The 16,763-nt window shown below is 70.6% G+C and carries 16 protein-coding genes; 6 read left to right on the plus strand and 10 right to left on the minus strand.

Features of this window, described 5'->3' with window-relative positions; translation table 11 throughout:
• Positions 1-10: 10 nt before the first annotated feature.
• The 7 genes from NS3_RS04420 to rimP form a co-directional block, all read right to left on the minus strand.
• Positions 11-1,021: a DHH family phosphoesterase gene (locus NS3_RS04420; RefSeq protein WP_067853919.1), complete on the minus strand. Its 1,011-nt coding sequence runs from the start codon at positions 1,019-1,021 to the stop codon at positions 11-13.
• 10 nt (positions 1,022-1,031) lie between these two features.
• Positions 1,032-1,475 carry a 30S ribosome-binding factor RbfA gene (rbfA, locus tag NS3_RS04425; RefSeq protein ID WP_067853922.1) on the minus strand — a complete coding sequence of 148 codons (444 nt, stop codon included), beginning with the start codon at positions 1,473-1,475 and terminating at the stop codon, positions 1,032-1,034.
• 38 nt (positions 1,476-1,513) lie between these two features.
• The gene (locus NS3_RS04430) at positions 1,514-1,804 is read right to left on the minus strand and encodes a DUF503 domain-containing protein (protein ID WP_067853925.1); all 291 of its coding nucleotides are present in this window, start codon (positions 1,802-1,804) and stop codon (positions 1,514-1,516) included.
• 89 nt (positions 1,805-1,893) lie between these two features.
• Positions 1,894-4,881 carry a translation initiation factor IF-2 gene (gene infB, locus NS3_RS28265; RefSeq protein ID WP_084495027.1) on the minus strand — a complete coding sequence of 996 codons (2,988 nt, stop codon included), beginning with the start codon at positions 4,879-4,881 and terminating at the stop codon, positions 1,894-1,896.
• Between the two features lie 108 nt (positions 4,882-4,989).
• Positions 4,990-5,532, minus strand: coding sequence for a YlxR family protein (locus NS3_RS30420; protein WP_307609066.1), 543 nt, complete (start codon positions 5,530-5,532; stop codon positions 4,990-4,992).
• Positions 5,457-6,485 (minus strand): transcription termination factor NusA, encoded by a 1,029-nt coding sequence (gene nusA / locus NS3_RS04440; RefSeq protein ID WP_067853931.1) that lies wholly within the window; start codon positions 6,483-6,485, stop codon positions 5,457-5,459. Before nusA ends, NS3_RS30420 begins: the two co-directional genes overlap by 76 nt.
• A complete protein-coding gene (gene rimP / locus NS3_RS04445; RefSeq protein WP_067853934.1) occupies positions 6,482-7,129 on the minus strand; it encodes a ribosome maturation factor RimP in 648 nt (215 codons plus the stop codon). The genes nusA and rimP overlap by 4 nt, the downstream gene beginning before the upstream one ends.
• Positions 7,130-7,358: 229 nt before the next feature.
• Between rimP and NS3_RS04450 the strand changes: the two genes are divergently transcribed.
• From NS3_RS04450 to NS3_RS30290, 3 genes are all read left to right on the plus strand, one after another.
• Positions 7,359-8,075 carry a hypothetical protein gene (locus tag NS3_RS04450; RefSeq protein WP_245649460.1) on the plus strand — a complete coding sequence of 239 codons (717 nt, stop codon included), beginning with the start codon at positions 7,359-7,361 and terminating at the stop codon, positions 8,073-8,075.
• The gene (locus tag NS3_RS04455) at positions 8,072-8,497 is read left to right on the plus strand and encodes a ferritin-like domain-containing protein (protein WP_067853937.1); all 426 of its coding nucleotides are present in this window, start codon (positions 8,072-8,074) and stop codon (positions 8,495-8,497) included. The genes NS3_RS04450 and NS3_RS04455 overlap by 4 nt, the downstream gene beginning before the upstream one ends.
• Positions 8,498-8,583: 86 nt before the next feature.
• Positions 8,584-8,718 carry a hypothetical protein gene (locus NS3_RS30290; protein ID WP_281204819.1) on the plus strand — a complete coding sequence of 45 codons (135 nt, stop codon included), beginning with the start codon at positions 8,584-8,586 and terminating at the stop codon, positions 8,716-8,718.
• Between the two features lie 135 nt (positions 8,719-8,853).
• On the opposite strand, the gene NS3_RS04460 is transcribed toward NS3_RS30290, so the two are convergent.
• Positions 8,854-10,611 carry a proline--tRNA ligase gene (locus NS3_RS04460; protein WP_067853940.1) on the minus strand — a complete coding sequence of 586 codons (1,758 nt, stop codon included), beginning with the start codon at positions 10,609-10,611 and terminating at the stop codon, positions 8,854-8,856.
• Positions 10,612-10,668: 57 nt separating this feature from the next.
• On the opposite strand from NS3_RS04460, the gene yaaA reads away from it, so the two are divergent.
• Positions 10,669-11,412, plus strand: a complete 744-nt coding sequence (yaaA, locus tag NS3_RS04465) for a peroxide stress protein YaaA (RefSeq protein ID WP_067853943.1) — start codon at positions 10,669-10,671, stop codon at positions 11,410-11,412.
• Between the two features lie 72 nt (positions 11,413-11,484).
• On the opposite strand, the gene NS3_RS04470 is transcribed toward yaaA, so the two are convergent.
• Complete coding sequence (locus NS3_RS04470) at positions 11,485-12,969, minus strand: MFS transporter (protein WP_067853946.1); 1,485 nt, start codon at positions 12,967-12,969, stop codon at positions 11,485-11,487.
• A 52-nt stretch (positions 12,970-13,021) separates the two neighbouring features.
• On the minus strand, positions 13,022-14,305 hold the full coding sequence (gene cobA / locus NS3_RS04475) for a uroporphyrinogen-III C-methyltransferase (RefSeq protein ID WP_067853950.1): 1,284 nt from the start codon (positions 14,303-14,305) through the stop codon (positions 13,022-13,024).
• A 192-nt stretch (positions 14,306-14,497) separates the two neighbouring features.
• On the opposite strand from cobA, the gene NS3_RS04480 reads away from it, so the two are divergent.
• Together NS3_RS04480 and NS3_RS04485 are read left to right on the plus strand one after the other, a co-directional pair.
• On the plus strand, positions 14,498-15,628 hold the full coding sequence (locus NS3_RS04480) for a phosphotransferase family protein (protein WP_067853952.1): 1,131 nt from the start codon (positions 14,498-14,500) through the stop codon (positions 15,626-15,628).
• Positions 15,629-15,635: 7 nt separating this feature from the next.
• On the plus strand, positions 15,636-16,760 hold the full coding sequence (locus NS3_RS04485; RefSeq protein ID WP_507762078.1) for an Rv3169 family protein: 1,125 nt from the start codon (positions 15,636-15,638) through the stop codon (positions 16,758-16,760).
• Positions 16,761-16,763: the final 3 nt, after the last annotated feature.

The following is a 16,763-nucleotide window of genomic DNA, read 5'->3' on the forward strand; positions in this document are numbered from 1 at the left end:
GCGGCCCGGATCAGCCGATCGCTCGCAACAGCGCCGCGACGATCTCCTGCGGACTTCCCTCCGTGGTATACCCGGCCGCGAAGCGGTGCCCGCCACCCCCGAGCGCGGTCGCCACCTCGGCGACATCCACGCCGTCGTCGGCGCCCGGACCCGAATTCCGGGAACGCAGCGAAACCGTCCAGCGGTTCTCGGTCGTCCGCGATTCCTTGAACACCGCCGCGATCCCGGCCTCGGCGGCCGTGCGCACGATGTCGACGACGCTCTCGACCTCCTCCGGACGCACCCCGAGCACGTCGTCACGGCCGATCACCACGTACGCCAACCCCGCGCCGCCACGTACCTCGGGTTCGAGTCGTGCGGTCGCCAACACCCGCGAGAGCATGGGCAGCCAGGCGAAGGGGTGGGTGTCGAGCAGTCCCCTGGTGATCTCCGCGCCGTCGATCCCGGTGGCCAGCAGTCGCTCGGCCAGCGCGTGGGTACCAGGCCGCACCCAGCGGAACGATCCGGTGTCGGTGACCAACCCGGCATACAGGCAGTGCGCCACCTCCGCGTCGATGGGTTCGCCCCAGGCGTCGAGCACCCGGGCGACCAGCCCTGCGGTGGACTCGGCTCCCGGATCGACCACATTGATCGCGCCGAAGCAGGTGTTGGACCGGTGGTGGTCGATCACGATCGAGGTCGGCGCCCGCGTCAGCAGATCGGCCAGCACACCCATCCGGCTCGCGCTGGCACAGTCGACGGCGACCACGAGATCCACCTCGCCGGGCACCTCGGCCGACGGCACCAGCAGGTCCACGCCGGGCAGCGTCCGCATGGACGCGGGCAGTTCGACGGGATCGGCGAACGAGACCCGCACGTCCATGCCGCGCCTGCGCAACACCAGTCCCAACGCGAGCCCGCTGCCGATGGTGTCGGCGTCGGGCTGCACGTGGCTGACCACGGCGACCCTCTTCGCGGCATCCAGTGCCGCGACCGCCGCGCGCAGTTCGGCGTCGAAGGAGCCGTCGGCGCTGATCGTCATGCGGGTGGCGTCACTCGTCCTCGTCGCGATCGACCTTGTAGGGGTCGGGGTCGCCCGCGGGTTTCGCGTTGGCCGCCGCCCGGGCCGCTGCCTCGTCCGAGGCGCGTGCCCTCGCGAGCAACTCTTCCATCTCGCGCGCGACGTCGGGCACCCGGTCGAGCACGAAAGCCAATGTGGGAGTGAACTTCACGCCGGTACCCGCACCCACCTTGGAGCGCAGCACCCCCTTGGCCTTCTCCAGGCCGGCGGCCGCGGCCTGATAATCGGGTTCGGCATCGATGGTCTCGCCCATCACCGTGTAATACACCGTGGCTTCGCGCAGATCACCGGTGACCTTCGCGTCGGTGATCGTCACGAAACGCAGCCGCGGGTCCTTGATTTCGTACTCGATCGCGGTCGCCACGATCGAGGAGATCCGCTTCGCGAGTCGGCGTGCCCTGGCTTGATCCACCATGGCTTTTCCTCCTCACTGTCGATGAACTCACGTGCCGGCTAATCCTCCGGGCCGAAGACCCGGCGGCGTACTGCCAGCAACTCTAACTCCGGGCGAGCGGCGACGTGCCGCTCGCATTTGTCGAGTACCGCGCTCAGGTGACTCATATCAGGACTGACCATCGCCACTGCGAGCAGCGTGCGCCGGTACCTGTCGTGTTCCCCCGCCTCGGCGGTACTCACGCCGAATCGTTGCAGCTCGGCGAGCACCGGCCGGATGACCGAACGCTTCTCCTTCAGGGAGTGCACGTCGCCGAGCAGAATGTCGAACTCCAGTGCACCCAGGTACACCCATACACCTTCCAGTACCGGCGACCGCGCCGCGCGGTGCGCACCCCGGATCTACGGGCGCGCACCACGCGGCGTGGTCGATCGAGGCGTCAGTCGCGCGGCTTCTCGCGCAGCTCGTAGGCCTCGACGATGTCGCCTTCCTTGATGTCGTTGTAGGTCAGCGTCATACCGCACTCGTAGCCTTCGCGGACCTCGGTGGCGTCGTCCTTCTCGCGCTTGAGCGAGGAGATCGTCGTCGTCTCGGCCACCACCACGTTGTCGCGCAGCAGGCGCGCCTTGGCGTTGCGCTTGACCGAACCCGACAGCACCATGCAGCCGGCGATGTTGCCGACCTTCGAGGAGCGGAAGATGGCACGGATCTCGGCGCGACCCAGCTCGACCTCTTCGTAGATCGGCTTGAGCATGCCCTTGAGGGCCTTCTCGATCTCGTCGATGGCCTGGTAGATCACCGAGTAGTACCGGATGTCCACGCCTTCGCGGTTGGCCAGCTCGGTCGCCTTGCCCTCGGCACGCACGTTGAACCCGATGATGATCGCGTTCGACGCCGACGCCAGGTTGACGTTGGTCTCGGTGACGCCACCGACACCGCGGTCGATGACCCGCAGCCGCACTTCCTCGCCGACCTCGATACCCATGAGGGCCTCTTCGAGGGCCTCGACGGTACCGGAGTTGTCGCCCTTGAGGATCAGGTTGAGCTCCGAAGTCTCCTTCAGCGCGGCATCCAGATCTTCCAGGCTGATCCGCTTGCGGCTGCGCGCGGCCAGTGCGTTGCGCTTGCGCGCATTGCGCCGGTCGGCGATCTGGCGGGCGATGCGATCCTCGTCGACGACCAGCAGGTTGTCACCGGCACCGGGCACGGAGGTGAAGCCGACCACCTGGACGGGCCGCGACGGCAGCGCCGCGTCGACGTCGTCGCCGTGCTCGTCGACCATGCGGCGCACGCGACCGTAGGCGTCGCCCGCCACGATCGAGTCGCCGACCCGCAGGGTGCCGCGCTGGATGAGCACCGTCGCCACCGGACCGCGACCGCGGTCGAGGTGGGCTTCGATGGCCACGCCCTGGGCGTCCATGTTCGGGTTGGCGCGCAGGTCCAGTGCCGCGTCGGCGGTCAGCAGGACCGCTTCCAGCAGCGCGTCGATATTGGTGCCCTGCTTGGCGGAGATGTCGACGAACATGGTGTCGCCACCGTATTCCTCGGCCACCAGCCCGTATTCGGTGAGCTGCTGGCGGATCTTCTCCGGGTTCGCGCCTTCCTTGTCGATCTTGTTGACCGCCACCACGATCGGCACGTCGGCCGCCTGCGCGTGGTTGATGGCCTCCACCGTCTGCGGCATCACGCCGTCGTCGGCGGCGACCACCAGGATCGCGATGTCGGTGGCCTTCGCGCCACGGGCACGCATGGCGGTGAACGCCTCGTGACCCGGGGTGTCGATGAAGGTGATCAGGCGATCGTCCTCACCGAGGTGGGTGAGCACCTGGTAGGCGCCGATGTGCTGGGTGATGCCACCGGCCTCGCCCTCGCGGACGTTGGCCTTGCGGATCGTGTCGAGCAGCCGGGTCTTGCCGTGGTCGACGTGACCCATGACGGTGACCACCGGCGGACGGATCTGCAGATCGTCTTCGTCGCCCGCGTCCTCGCCGTAGGTGAGGTCGAAGCTCTCCAGCAGCTCGCGGTCCTCGTCCTCCGGGCTGACGACCTGGACGACGTAGTTCATCTCGCCGCCGAGCAGCTCGAGGGTCTCGTCGTTGACCGACTGGGTCGCGGTGACCATCTCGCCGAGGTTGAACAGCGCCTGGACGAGAGCGGCCGGGTTCGCGTCGATCTTCTCCGCGAAGTCCGACAGCGACGCGCCGCGAGCGAGGCGGATGACCTCGCCGTTGCCGCGCGGCAGCCGAACGCCGCCGACCGACGGAGCCTGCATCGAGTCGTATTCCTGGCGCTTCTGGCGCTTGGACTTGCGGCCACGACGCGGAGCGCCGCCGGGACGGCCGAACGCGCCCGCGGCACCGCCACGACCACCCGGACCACCCGGACGACCGCCGCCACCACCGGGACGACCACGGAAACCACCGGCCGCGGGGGCGCCTGCACCGGCACCGGGAGCGCCGCCACCGCCACCGCGGTAACCACCACCGCCGCCGCCACCGCCGGGACGACCCGCACCACCGGGCGCGCCGCCGGGACGACCCGGACGACCACCCGCGCTGGGGGCGGGACGCGCCGAACGAGCGGGCATCGCACCGGGATTCGGACGCGGAGGCATCGAGCCGGGGCTCGGACGCGGGCCACCGGGACGCGGCGCGCCACCCTGGGCGGCCGCCGGACGCGGACCCGGGGTCGCGCCACCGGGACGCGGAGCGCCCTGACCGGGGCCGGGACGCGCGCCACCCTGCGCGGGGCCCGGACGCGGGCCACCGGGACCGGGACGCGCGGCGGGACGCTCACGCTCACGGTCGGGAGCCGACGAGAAGGGGTTGTTGCCCACACGCGGGGGCTTCGGACCCGGCTTCGGGCCGGGGCGCGGGCCACCCTGGGCCGGGGCGCCCGGACGCTGCTGCTGCTGGCCGGGACGCTGCTGTTGCTGCTGCGGCTGAGCGGGACGCGGACCACCCGGGGTCGGGCGCGGGCCGGCCGGAGCCGAGGGAGCCGCAGGGGCTGCCTTGGCCGCGGGGGCTTCCGGCATCGCGGGCCGCGGGGCCGGAGCCGGACCGGGCTTGGCGCCAGGCCCGGGACGGACCTCGGACGGCCGTGCGACCTGCTCGGCGGGCGCCTGCTGCGCTGCGGCAGGAGCACTCGCGGGGCTCGGGGTGCGCGGACCCGGACGGGGGCCGCCGGGGACCGGCTTGGGGCCCGGACGGGCCGACGACGAAGGACCGGGCCTCGCACCGGTCTTGGCGCCGTTCGCGGGGGCCGATTTCGACGCGAACGACTCGCGCAGCCGACGCGCGACGGGCGCTTCCACTGTCGAGGACGCCGACTTCACGAACTCGCCTTGCTCCTTGAGCGTTGCGAGTAGTTCCTTGCTCGTGACACCGAGTTCTTTGGCCAACTCGTGCACGCGGGCCTTGCCTGCCACTGCTCTCCTCACTGAGAGGTCGAGCAGCGCCACCGATTCAGGGACGGCGGCCCGCACGACCTCGGGTTATCTCCGATGGACGTTCATCGTTGGTACTTCACGGTGTGCTCATGAGTGCTCGTGCCTGTTCTCGAGGTACTGCTCCAGGGCTGAGATATCCAGATGTCCGGACACTCGTAGTGCTCTGCCGAATGCTCGGCGTCGAACCGCTGCGGTCAAACAAGCGGAAAGGGGGTGCACCCAGGCACCCCTTCCGGGAAGTCTGCGCCGAGGATCGGGAACGACCACGACGATACGGGATCCGTCGCCGGTGTCCCGATCTCGCGCCACGATCCGTAGCAGTTCGACGGCCGACTCTTGCTTCCGGCATCCGATACACGTACGCACCGGAGCCGACCGGCGCGGAGACGTCCGGTGCTGCTCGGTGGTGCGCTCGGGCAAAGTAGCCGAGGGCTCGAGTCGAACCTCTGACCACTCTACAGCCGAGACGCCGTGTTCACCGAACCCGTCCCCCTTCGGAGTGACGAACCGATCCCGCGGGCCCACCGATTCCCGGCTCGCACCGTGTACTCCGCTCAACTGCGATGCGCCTCCGTGCGGGCGCTGTCGTCCACGTCCCCGGCGGCATCGCTGCGGATATCGATGCGCCACCCGGTCAACCGGGCCGCCAGGCGGGCGTTCTGGCCCTCCTTGCCGATCGCCAGCGAGAGCTGGAAGTCGGGCACCACGACCCGCGCGGCGCGGGCGTCGGGATCGACGACGGTGACGGAAACCACTTTCGACGGCGAGAGGGCATTACCGACGAACGTCGCCGGATCCTCGGCGTAGTCGATGATGTCGATCTTCTCCCCCGCCAGCTCGCTCATCACATTGCGCACCCGCTGCCCCATCGGGCCGATGCAAGCGCCCTTGGCATTGACCCCGGGGACGGTGGCGCGGACCGCGATCTTGGACCGGTGCCCGGCCTCACGCGCCACCGCGACGATTTCCACCGAGCCGTCGGCGATCTCGGGCACCTCGAGGGCGAACAGCCGGCGAACCAGATTCGGGTGGGTGCGCGAGAGGGTGATCTGCGGGCCGCGCGGGCCACGGGAGACGCCGACGACGTAGCACTTGACGCGGTCGCCGTGCTGGTAGGTCTCGCCGGGAACCTGCTCGGCGGCCGGGATCAAGCCCTCCGTCCCGTGCAGTTCGCTGCCGATGCGCACCACGACGGTGCCGCGGGCATTGGCCCGGGCGTCGCGCTGCACGACACCGCCGACGATGTCGCCCTCATGTGTGGAGAACTCGCCGAAGGACTTCTCGTTCTCCGCGTCGCGCAGCCGCTGCAGCACCACCTGGCGCGCGGTGGTCGCGGCGATGCGGCCGAACCCCTCCGGGGTGTCGTCCCATTCGGAGACGACGTTGTTGTCGGCGTCGAGTTCGACCGCCATGACGCGCACGGCGCCGGTCTTCTGGTTGATGTCGACACGCGCGTTGGGCTGGTGCCCCTCGGTGTGCCGGTAAGCGGTCAACAGTGCCGACTCGATCGCGGAGATCACTGTCTCGATCGAGATCCCCTTGTCGGCGACAATCGCCCGCAGGGCTTCGATTTCGATGTTCATTCCACGATCCCTTCGCTCGGCTCGGACGCTGGTGTTGCGGGTGAAGCGGGTGGTGCGGGTACTGCGAGAACGTCGTCCTGAGCCGGTTGCGGCCGGCCGGGTGCCACCCCGCCCGCGAGTTCCAGTTCCCTGGCCCCCGGCGGGGAGAACTCCACCTGCACGACCGCGCGCTCGATGTCGGCGAGCGGTACGCGCACCCGGTGCGGCTTGCGTTTGCCACCGAGCACCAGCGCGACCGTCTCCTCGCTCAGCGCGCCGACCCGTGCCTCGAAGCGCACCGATCCGCCGGGGTCGGGAGGTTCGGCGCCCGGCCGCAGCGTGATCCGCACTTTGCGGCCCTGCGCACGACGCCAGTGCCGCGGTTCGGTCAACGGGCGGTCGACCCCGGGGGTGGTGACTTCGAGCAGATACGGCGACTCGCCGAAAACGGCCGCGTCGTCCAAGACTACCGAGATCTCCGAACTGAGTTCGGCGACCGCGTCCAGGTCGGCCGATCCGTCGCTGTCCACGGTCACCGTGATCCTGGTCTGCGCGTCCGCACGGCCGCCCGCCCCGACGATCTCCACGCCCTCGAGATCGAAACCCCGGCGTTCGACGAGTCCAGCAACCAGCTGGCTCACCCTTTCCTCGGTCGGCATGGGCATGTGCGGCGGCTCCCTGGTTCAGTTGTGACGCGGTCCAGTTGTGGCACGGTCGTGTGTGACACGGCGAGAAATCCGGTACCGAATCTCTAGCGTAACGCGCCCGGAGAGTGTATAGGACCGTCAGCTCACAGCAATAAGCCGCTGGCGTGGCGTGTGTTCCTGGCGTGGCGGCGGTGACGGACGGGGCTCGGCGGCGAGTCCGAGGCGGCGAATCTGGCACGATGGTCGCGTGCCATTCCGCCTCTCCACGCCGTCGCAGGCCGGGCTTCCCACCCACCCCCTCGCGCACCGGCACGACACCTCGCAGAACGTGACCGGACATCCCTGCCCGGTCGGCGCGGAAGCCGGCTCCTTCGCCCAACAGCACGGCGCCGCAACGGGATCCGTCCCCGGCGGTGTCGGCGCACAGGGATACGCTACGCGTCCGGACACGGCCGTCGAGCGCCACCGGGCATCGTCGTTCGATCGGCGCACGGCGCTGCGGGCAGCGGGCGCGGGCGCGCTCGGCGCCCTGACGGTAGCCGCGGTCGCCGCATGCGCCGAGGAGCCCGTGCACGACCCCGACCCGCTGGCCACCCACGAACTCCAAGCCCGCGCCGACGCCGCCGCCGCGAGCGCGGCGATCGCCCTGGCCCCCCACTTGCAGTCCCTCCTGAGCACCATCGCGGCGCAGCGCACCGAGCACGCCGAAGCCCTCGCCGCGGAGATCGCCCGACTCGTCGGCGTCTACGGCGACGGGACCACCCCGGTCCACAAGACCAGACCGCCGAGCGCACCCCCCGCCGCGATCGCCGCGCCCGGCATCGAGCAGTTGCGCGATCAACTGTCCCGTTCACGCCGGGCCACCGCCGAACTCGCCGTCACCCTGTCCGGTTACCGCGCCGGCCTGCTGGCCTCCATCAGCGCCGCCTGCGCCGTGCACGCCGAAGGACTCATCACCGCATGACCGACGAACGTCAGACCGTCCTCGACGCCCTGCGCGCCGAGTACATCGCCGTCTACGCCTACGGTGTCATCGCCGCCTACGGCTCTCCCGAACGGCGGGAGCTGATCGCCGAGCACACCGCCGCCCACCGCGCCCGCCGCGACGCCACCCTGGAGACCCTGCGCGCCGCGGGCGTGGCGGCCCCCACTCCCGACCCGGCCTATACCGTGCCGTTCCCGGTGGACAATCCGGTCGACGCGGCCCGGCTGGCCGAGACCGTGGAGGCCGACGCCGCCGTCGCCTGGCGGGCGGTGGTCGAGCAGAGCAGCACCGAGCAGAACCGTCGCATGGGCGTGGACGCTCTGGCCGAAAGCGCGCTTCGCCTGGCGACCTGGCAGAACATCCTCGGCACGCCGAGTGCCGCACTGCCGGGCGCGGTCTGAGCCGGACGCCCATCCGGCACGGGGGCCGTGGCGAATAGTCCTTCGCCAGCGTTCCCCCCGATGGGCTTGCCGGAGGACAGGATTCGATGAATCGCGCCATGCGCCGCGCCTGCGTGCTGCTGATCATCCTCGCCGCCGCCGTCACGGCATTCCGCACCGCGGCACCCGTCCGCGCCACCGGCGGACCGAACGATCTCGTTCGCGACTACACCGACATCTGAGCGGACCGCCCGCATGTCCCAGCGGGTCGAGTCGCTGCCGCGCGTCCCCGGTCGGGCCGCATCGGCTCGATCGCTACGGCCCCGTCCGCGACGACGCCCCCGGTCCTCGTCGGACCGGGGGCGCGGACGGAAGTCTCAGCCGCGGACGCGCGCGATCACCGTCGACACGGCGTCCGCGGCGGGCACCTCTTCGGCCTCGCCCGTGAACCGGTTGCGCAGTTCCACGGTGCCCTCGGCCCAGCCGCGGCCGACCACGAGCACCCACGGCATGCCGAGCAGTTCGGCGTCCTTGAACTTGACGCCGGGCGAGGCGGTGCGGTCGTCGAACAGCACGTCCAGGCCTTGCGCGTCCAGCCCGGCGACGACCTCTTCCGCGCCGGCGCGGGCGGCGGCGTCCTTGTTGGCGATGACGACGTGCACGTCGAACGGCGCGACCTCCGCCGGCCAGCGCAGCCCCTTCTCGTCGTGCTGCTGTTCGGCGATGACCGCGACCATGCGGGAGACACCGATGCCGTAGGAGCCCATGGTCAGGCGCACCGGCTTGCCGTTCTCGCCGAGCACGTCGACCTCGAAGGCGTCGGTGTACTTGTTGCCCAGCTGGAAGATGTGACCGATCTCGATGCCGCGCGCCGCGACCAGGGTGCCGCGTCCGTCCGGCGAGGGATCGCCGTCGCGGACCTCGGCGGCCTCCACGGTGCCGTCCGGGGTGAAGTCGCGTCCGGCGATCAGCCCGACGACGTGCTTGCCCTGGATGTCGGCGCCGGTGATCCAGGACGTGCCGGTGCCCACCCGCGGGTCGACCAGGTAGCGGATGCCGTTGGCCTGCAGGGCCTTCGGCCCGATGTAACCCTTGACCAGGAAGGGGTTCTCGGCGAAGTCCGCGTCGGTGAGCAGTTCCACCTCGGCGGGTTCGACGGACGCGCCCAGGCGCTTGTCGTCCACCTCGCGGTCGCCGGGCACGCCGATGCCGACGATCTCGGTCTTGCCGTCCGGGTGGCGCAGCTTGACCATCACGTTCTTGAGAGTGTCCGCGGCGGTCACCGGGCGGCCGAACCGCTCGGCGATACCGGCGGCGTTCGCCCAGTCGACGAGCGCGGCGATGGTCGGGGTGTCCGGGGTGTCGTGGACGACGGCCTCGGGCCTGCCCTCGATCGGCTGCGGCTCGGGCGCGGGTGTGACCACCGCTTCGACGTTGGCCGCGTAGCCGGATTCCCGGCACAGCACGTAGGTGTCCTCGCCCACCGGGCTGTCGGCCAGGAACTCCTCGGAAGCGCTGCCGCCCATCGCGCCGGAGGTGGCCGCCACGATGACGTAGCGCACCTTCAGGCGCTCGAAGATGCGCTGGTAGGCCTCGCGGTGCGCGTTGTAGCTGGCCTTCAGGCCGTCTTCGTCGAGGTCGAAGGAATAGGAGTCCTTCATGATGAACTCGCGCCCGCGCAGGATGCCCGCGCGGGGACGTTCCTCGTCGCGGTACTTGGTCTGGATCTGGTAGAGCGTGACCGGCAGATCCTTGTAGGAGTTGTACTCACCCTTCACGGTGAGCGCGAAGAGCTCTTCGTGGGTGGGGCCGAGCAGGTAGTCCGCGCCCTTGCGGTCCTGCAGACGGAACAGGCCGTCGCCGTACTCGGTCCAGCGGTTGGTGGTCTCGTACGGTTCGCGCGGCAGCAGCGCGGGCAGCGAGATCTCCTGGGCGCCGATCGCGTTCATCTCCGCGCGCACGACGTCTTCGACCTTGCGCAGCACCTTCAAGCCCAGCGGTAGCCAGGAGTACACACCCGGGGCGATGCGGCGCACGTATCCGGCGCGAACCAGCAGTTTGTGGCTGGGCACCTCGGCGTCGGCGGGATCGTCGCGCAGGGTGCGCAGGAAGAGGTGGGACAGGCGGGTGATCACGGCGAACAGCGTAGTCCCCGTCCGATCGCGCACTCAAAGGCATTACCGTATCGGCTCGTGCTGGTGCTGCTGCCTCCTTCCGAAACCAAGTCCGACGGCGGAACAGGTCCTGCCCTGGACCTGGATGCGCTGTCGATGCCACAGCTCACGCCGGTGCGGGACAAGCTCATCGACCAGCTGATCGCGCTCGCCGCCGATCCGGACGCCAGCCGCGCGGCGCTGGGGCTCGGCACAGGCGCCGAGACCGAGATCGCCCGCAACGCCGCACTGCGCACCTCCCCCACCCGGCCCGCGCTGGAGCGCTATACCGGCGTGCTCTACGACGCGCTGGACGCGAAGGCGTTCACCAGGGTCCAGCGGGAGAAGGCCCGCGCCCGCCTGGCGATCGGCTCGGCCTTGTTCGGTGTGGTCCGCGCGGGCGACCCGATCCCCGCCTACCGTCTCTCCGGCGGCTCGAAACTGCCGGGCCTGCCGACGCTCTCGGCGCTCTGGCGCGACCATCTGCCCGCCGCGCTGGCCGAGGAAGCCGCCGGTGAACTCGTCGTCGATCTGCGCTCGGGCGTCTACCAGCAGCTCGGTCGTGTACCCGGCGCGGTCACCGCGAATGTGCTCACCGAGCATCCGGACGGCTCGCGCACCGTGGTCAGCCACTTCAACAAGCACCACAAGGGTCTGCTGGCCCGCGCGCTGGTGCTGACCCGCGCCGAGCCCACCGACATCCGCGGACTGGCCCGAGTGGCGGTCAAGGCCGGGCTGCGGATCGAGATCGCCTCCGCGACGGAACTTCTCGTGCTCACCTGACCGGAACACCACGCGGTGCCGCGCGACTCGGCCGCACCGAAAGAACACACGGCAGCCGCTGAGCGATGACACTCAGCTGCGCTGGGCTTCGTCCTGCGCGTGCTGGGCCCGGGCGATGTCCTGCGGTGTGAAACGCAGGGTGAGCGCGATCAGGCCGATCACCAGCGCGACGCCCGCGCACACCGCCAGCACCAGGGTGTAGCCCTCGCCGAGCGCGACGATCTCGGCGTCGGTCATCCCGGAGACCGGGCCGGTCGACCCGCCCATGGACAGCGTGCGCGAGACCGCGACCGGGGTGAGGATGCCGATCGCCATCGGCGTGCCCAGGTTCATGAACATCTGGCCCACTGCCGAGAGCGGCCCGATATCCGACGGCGGCACACCGACCAGCACGCACAGCGGCGTGACGACCATCGCCACGCCTACACCGGCGCCGATCACGATCAGCAACGGCAGCAGCACGGAGACGTAGGAGACCTCTTCGTGCAGCGTCGAGCCGACCACCAGGCCGCCTGCCAGCACCAGCGCGGCGGCGAGCAGCAGCCAGCGCGGCGCGATCGTCATGGCCAGCTTGGAGGCCAGCGCACCGCCGATACCGATGCCGACGGTGAAGGGGATCGAGGCGGTGCCCGCCTGCAACGGCCCGTAGCCGAGCACATTCTGCAGGAACTGGGCGACGAAGTAGGTCATCGCGCCGAGCACACTGCCCGAGAGCAGGATGAGCAGGAAGGTGGTGACCCGGTCGCGGCTGTCGAACAGCGACCACGGCAACAGTGGGTTGTCGACATTGCGTTCGGCGACGACGAACACCACCAGCAGGATCGCGCCACCGATCAGCGAACCGACGACGGCCGGGTTGGTCCAGCCCAGCCCCGGGCCCTCGGTCGCGCCGAACACGACGGCGGCGCAGGCGAGGGTGCCGAGCACCGCGCCGCGGATGTCCAGGGTCATGCGCTGGTGGTCGGTGTCGGCCAGACAGTAGATCGCGCCGACGATGATCAACGCGCCGATCGGCACATTGATCAGGAAGATCCAGCGCCACGACAACTGGGTCAGCGCGCCGCCGACGACCAGGCCGCCGACCGAGCCGATGCCGACCATCGAGCCGACCACGGCGATCGCCTGATTGCGCGCCTTACCCGGCGCGAACGTCGTCGCCACGAGGGCGAACGCGGCCGGAGCCGCGACCGCCGCGCCCGCGCCCTGCAGAGCGCGCGCGGCGACGAGCATCCATTGCCACTGGGCCAGGCCGCAGAACAGGGAGGCCAGCGTGAACAGGGCGACACCGATGATGAGCATCCGCTTGCGGCCGAAGGCGTCGCCGAGACGCCCGCCGAGCAGCATGAGCCCGGCAAAAGTCAGACCGTAGGCGGTGACGATCCAGGCGCTGCCGGAACTGGTCAGGCCCATCTGGTCCTGCAGGCGGGGCAGGGCGAAGATCACCACCGTGCCGTCGAGCACGACCATGAGCTGCAACCCGCTCAGGACGAGGATCGCAAGGCCGAAGGCCCGCTGCTTCACCGGAGACTGCGTCGTCGCAGCGGGGTTCTCGAGCACAGTGAGCCACCTTAGTGGACGGTCGAACAGTTTCCGGTACGCACGGGTACGGCTACCCGTTCTCCGATCCGGTCAACACTTCGGCGTCGTCGACGGCGAACGCGGCGGTCGGCCCGACGACGATGATCGCGGGCGGCCGGATGCCTTCGGCCCTGACCCGGGCGGCCACGGTACCGAGATCGGCGCGCAGGACCCGCTGGGTACGCAACGTGCCCTCCTGGATCACGGCGGCCGGGGTGCCGGCCGGGCGACCGCCCGCCAGCAGCGCGTCAGCGAACTGCTCGATGCGTTCGACGGCCATCATCAGCACCAGGGTGCCGCGCAGCCGCGCCAGGGCAGGCCAGTCGACCAGCGAATCCGGGTGGTCCGGGGCGACGTGCCCGCTGACCACGACGAACTCGTGGGTCACGCCGCGATGGGTGACCGGGATGCCGGCCGCACCCGGCACCGAGATGGGACTGGTGACGCCGGGCACCACGGTGACCGGCACGCCGGCCGCCACGCAGGCCTCGACCTCCTCGTAACCGCGGCCGAACACGTACGGGTCGCCGCCCTTGAGCCGCACCACGAACTTGCCCGCCTTCGCGCCTTCGACGAGCGCGGTGTTGATCGCCTCCTGCGCCATGGCCCGCCCGTAGGGGATCTTGGCCGCGTCGACGACCTGCACGTGCGGTCCGAGTTCGGCCAGCAACTCCGGCGGCGCGAGCCGGTCGGCGACCACGATGTCGGCGCGGGCCAGCAGGCGTCTGCCGCGCACGGTGATGAGGTCCGGGTCGCCGGGCCCGCCGCCGACGAGCGCGACCCCGGGGGTGACCGGGGTGGAGTCGTCGGCGACCGTGCCGGACTGCAGGGCCTCGAGCAGTCCGTTGCGGACCGCGGCCGAACGCCGGTGCGCGCCGCCGGCCAGCACGCCGATCGACAGGCCCTCGTAGCGAGCGGTGGCGGGGGTGACGGCGGTGCCGAGGCGGGCGTTGTCGGCGCGCACGCAGAACACCCGGCGTCGCTCGGCCTCGGCGACGATCGCGGCGTTGGTCTCCGGTTCGTCGGTGCAGGCGATCGCGTACCACGCCTCGGCGAGGTCGCCGTCGGCGTAGTCGCGCAGCGTCACGGTGATCTGCCCGGCGCTCGCCATCCCCTCGACCGTCGGCGTCACTTCCCGGCTCACGACGTGCACGTCGGCTCCCGAGGCGATCAGCAGTCCCAACCGGCGAGCGGCGACCGTCCCGCCGCCGACCACGACCACGCGACGGCCGCGCAGATCGAGTCCGACGAGGTAGTTCGGCTCCGTGCTGGGCTCGGTGACGTGGTCTTCGCTGGTGTCTGACGTGTTCGGCACAGTCGTCCAGCCTACGGCCAGCCCGGAGCAGGCGCGCACGCAGACCGGCGCCCCGCGCAGCCACCGACCGCACGGCGTGTCACCCGGCCTTTTCACCGATTCCACCACCGCGATGGAACTGAAACGCGTTACATTCGCACTCGTTCCCCGCGACCCGCGCGGAGTGGCTTGCCAGTGCCGAGGAGGTTCCCGATGAGCGAGGACACGGACCCGACACTGCGGCGGCAGCTCACCGTGAGCGAGCGCGATCCCGAAGCCCTGGCCGCGGACCTCTCGGCCTGGCTGCGCAGCCGCACCGACGCCGAGGGCACACCGGTGGTCTCGAACGCGAGCATCCCGCAGAATTCGGGACTGTCGAGCACGTCGGTGTTCTTCGACGCCACCTGGCAGGTCGGCGGGATGCGCGAGGGCGGTTCGTTCGTCGCGCGGCTGGCGCCGGACCCACGAGACTTCCCGGTCTTCCCCACCTACGATCTGGCGACCCAGTTCCACATCATGGCCGGCGTCGCCGCGGCCACCGCGGTGCCGGTGCCACCACTGTGCTGGTTGGAGACCGACGCGAGCGTGCTGGGTGCCGAGTTCTTCGTCATGCGCCGCGTCGAGGGCCGGGTCCCGGCGGACAACCCGCCCTATGTCTTCCTCGGCTGGCTGTTCGAGGCCACCCCGCGGCAGCGAGCGGAGCTGGCGGCCAGAACCGTCGAGATCATCGCCGCGATCCACGCGGTGCCGGATCCGGGCGCGCGCTTCCCGATGCTCGACGGTCCGGGTCAAGCGCTGCGCAGACATGTGGACTGGCATCGGGGCTGGTACGACTGGGCGCTGGCCGCCGACGGCTACCGGATCCCGATCATCGAGCGCGCTTTCGACTGGCTGGAGACGCACTGGCCCGCCGATCCCGGGCCGGACGTGCTCTGTTGGGGCGACGCCAGGCCGGGCAACATCATCTTCGACGGTTTCGAACCGGCCGCGGTTCTGGACTGGGAGATGGCGGCACTGGGCCCACGCGAGGTCGATCTGGCCTGGGTGGTGTTCATCCACCGCTTCTTCCAGGACATCGCCACCCGCTTCGACCAGCCGGGCCTGCCCGACTTCCTGCGTCTGAGCGAGACGGTCGCCACCTACGAACGCGTCAGCGGACATCAAGCGCGCGACATGGACTTCCACCTGGTCTACGCCGCGCTGCGCCACGCCATCGTGATGGCCAGGATCAAACGCCGCATGCTGCACTTCGGCGAGGACACCGACACCGCCGACCGTGACGACTACGTCATGCACCGGGCGCTGCTGGAATCCATGCTCGACGGCACCTGCGCGTGGGATTGAGGACATCGTGCACGCACCCCGCATCCCCGGTTCGACACCGTCGCCGCTGGACGAATACCCCATCCACCAGACCCCGCTGCCGATGACGCGGGTGGCCTCCAGCGACCGCAACTTCTACGACCGCAGCTATTTCAACGCCCACGACCGCGACGGCGGCACCCTGGCGATCACCGGTTTCGGCGTGTACCCGAACCTCGGCGTGGTCGACGGGTACCTGGCGGTTCGCCGCGGCGAGCAGGTGAGTTCGGTGCGGTTCTCCGACGCGCTCGGCGACCGCGGCATGGACCTGCGGGTAGGCGGCTACCGCGTCGAGGTGCTCGAGCCGCTGCACCGGCTGCGCGTGATCTGCGAGCACGACGAGCTGTCCTGCGACATGACCTGGACCGGTGCGTTCCCCGCGGTCGCCGAACAGCCGCACCTGATCCTCACCGGCGCGCGCCCGATCATCGAGGCCTCCCGTTTCGCCCAGGTCGGCTCCTGGTCGGGCACGCTGTCGATCGACGGCACGGACATCGCGCTCGACGACCGGGTGTGGACCGGCACTCGCGACCGCTCCTGGGGCATCCGCCCGGTCGGCGAGGCCGAGCCGCCCGGTCGTGCGGCAGCCGAACCCTCGGGCGGCTTCTGGTGGCTGTACGCGCCGCTGCGGTTCGACGGGTTCGCCGTGGTGGTGATCGTTCAGGAGAACCCGGACGGCTATCGCACCCTCAACGACGCGGTGCGGGTATGGCCGGACGGCCGGGTCGAGCAGCTCGGCTGGCCGCGCGTAGAGATCGACTACCGCTCCGGCACGCGCCACCCCGCGGCCGCCCGCCTGTCCCTGACCGCCTCCGACGGAACTCCTCTCGACATCGAGATCACCACGGGCACAGCCGTTCCGCTGCATGTCGGGTGTGGCTACAGCGGCGACCCGGACTGGCAGCACGGCCTGTGGAAGGGCCGCGGCTGGACGGACTTCCGCCGCTACGACCTCACCGATCCCGCCGTGGCGGCCCGCATCCCCTACGGCGTCACCGACCACGTCGCCCGCGCCCGCTGCGGGGAAGCCGTCGGGTGGGGGTTGTTCGAACACGCCAGTCTCGGCAGGCACGACCCGACCGGATTCGGGGATTGGGGATCCGTCGCGCCCTGAGGC

Source organism: Nocardia shimofusensis NBRC 100134, assembly GCF_001613125.1.
In the GTDB taxonomy this organism is placed as follows: domain Bacteria; phylum Actinomycetota; class Actinomycetes; order Mycobacteriales; family Mycobacteriaceae; genus Nocardia; species Nocardia shimofusensis.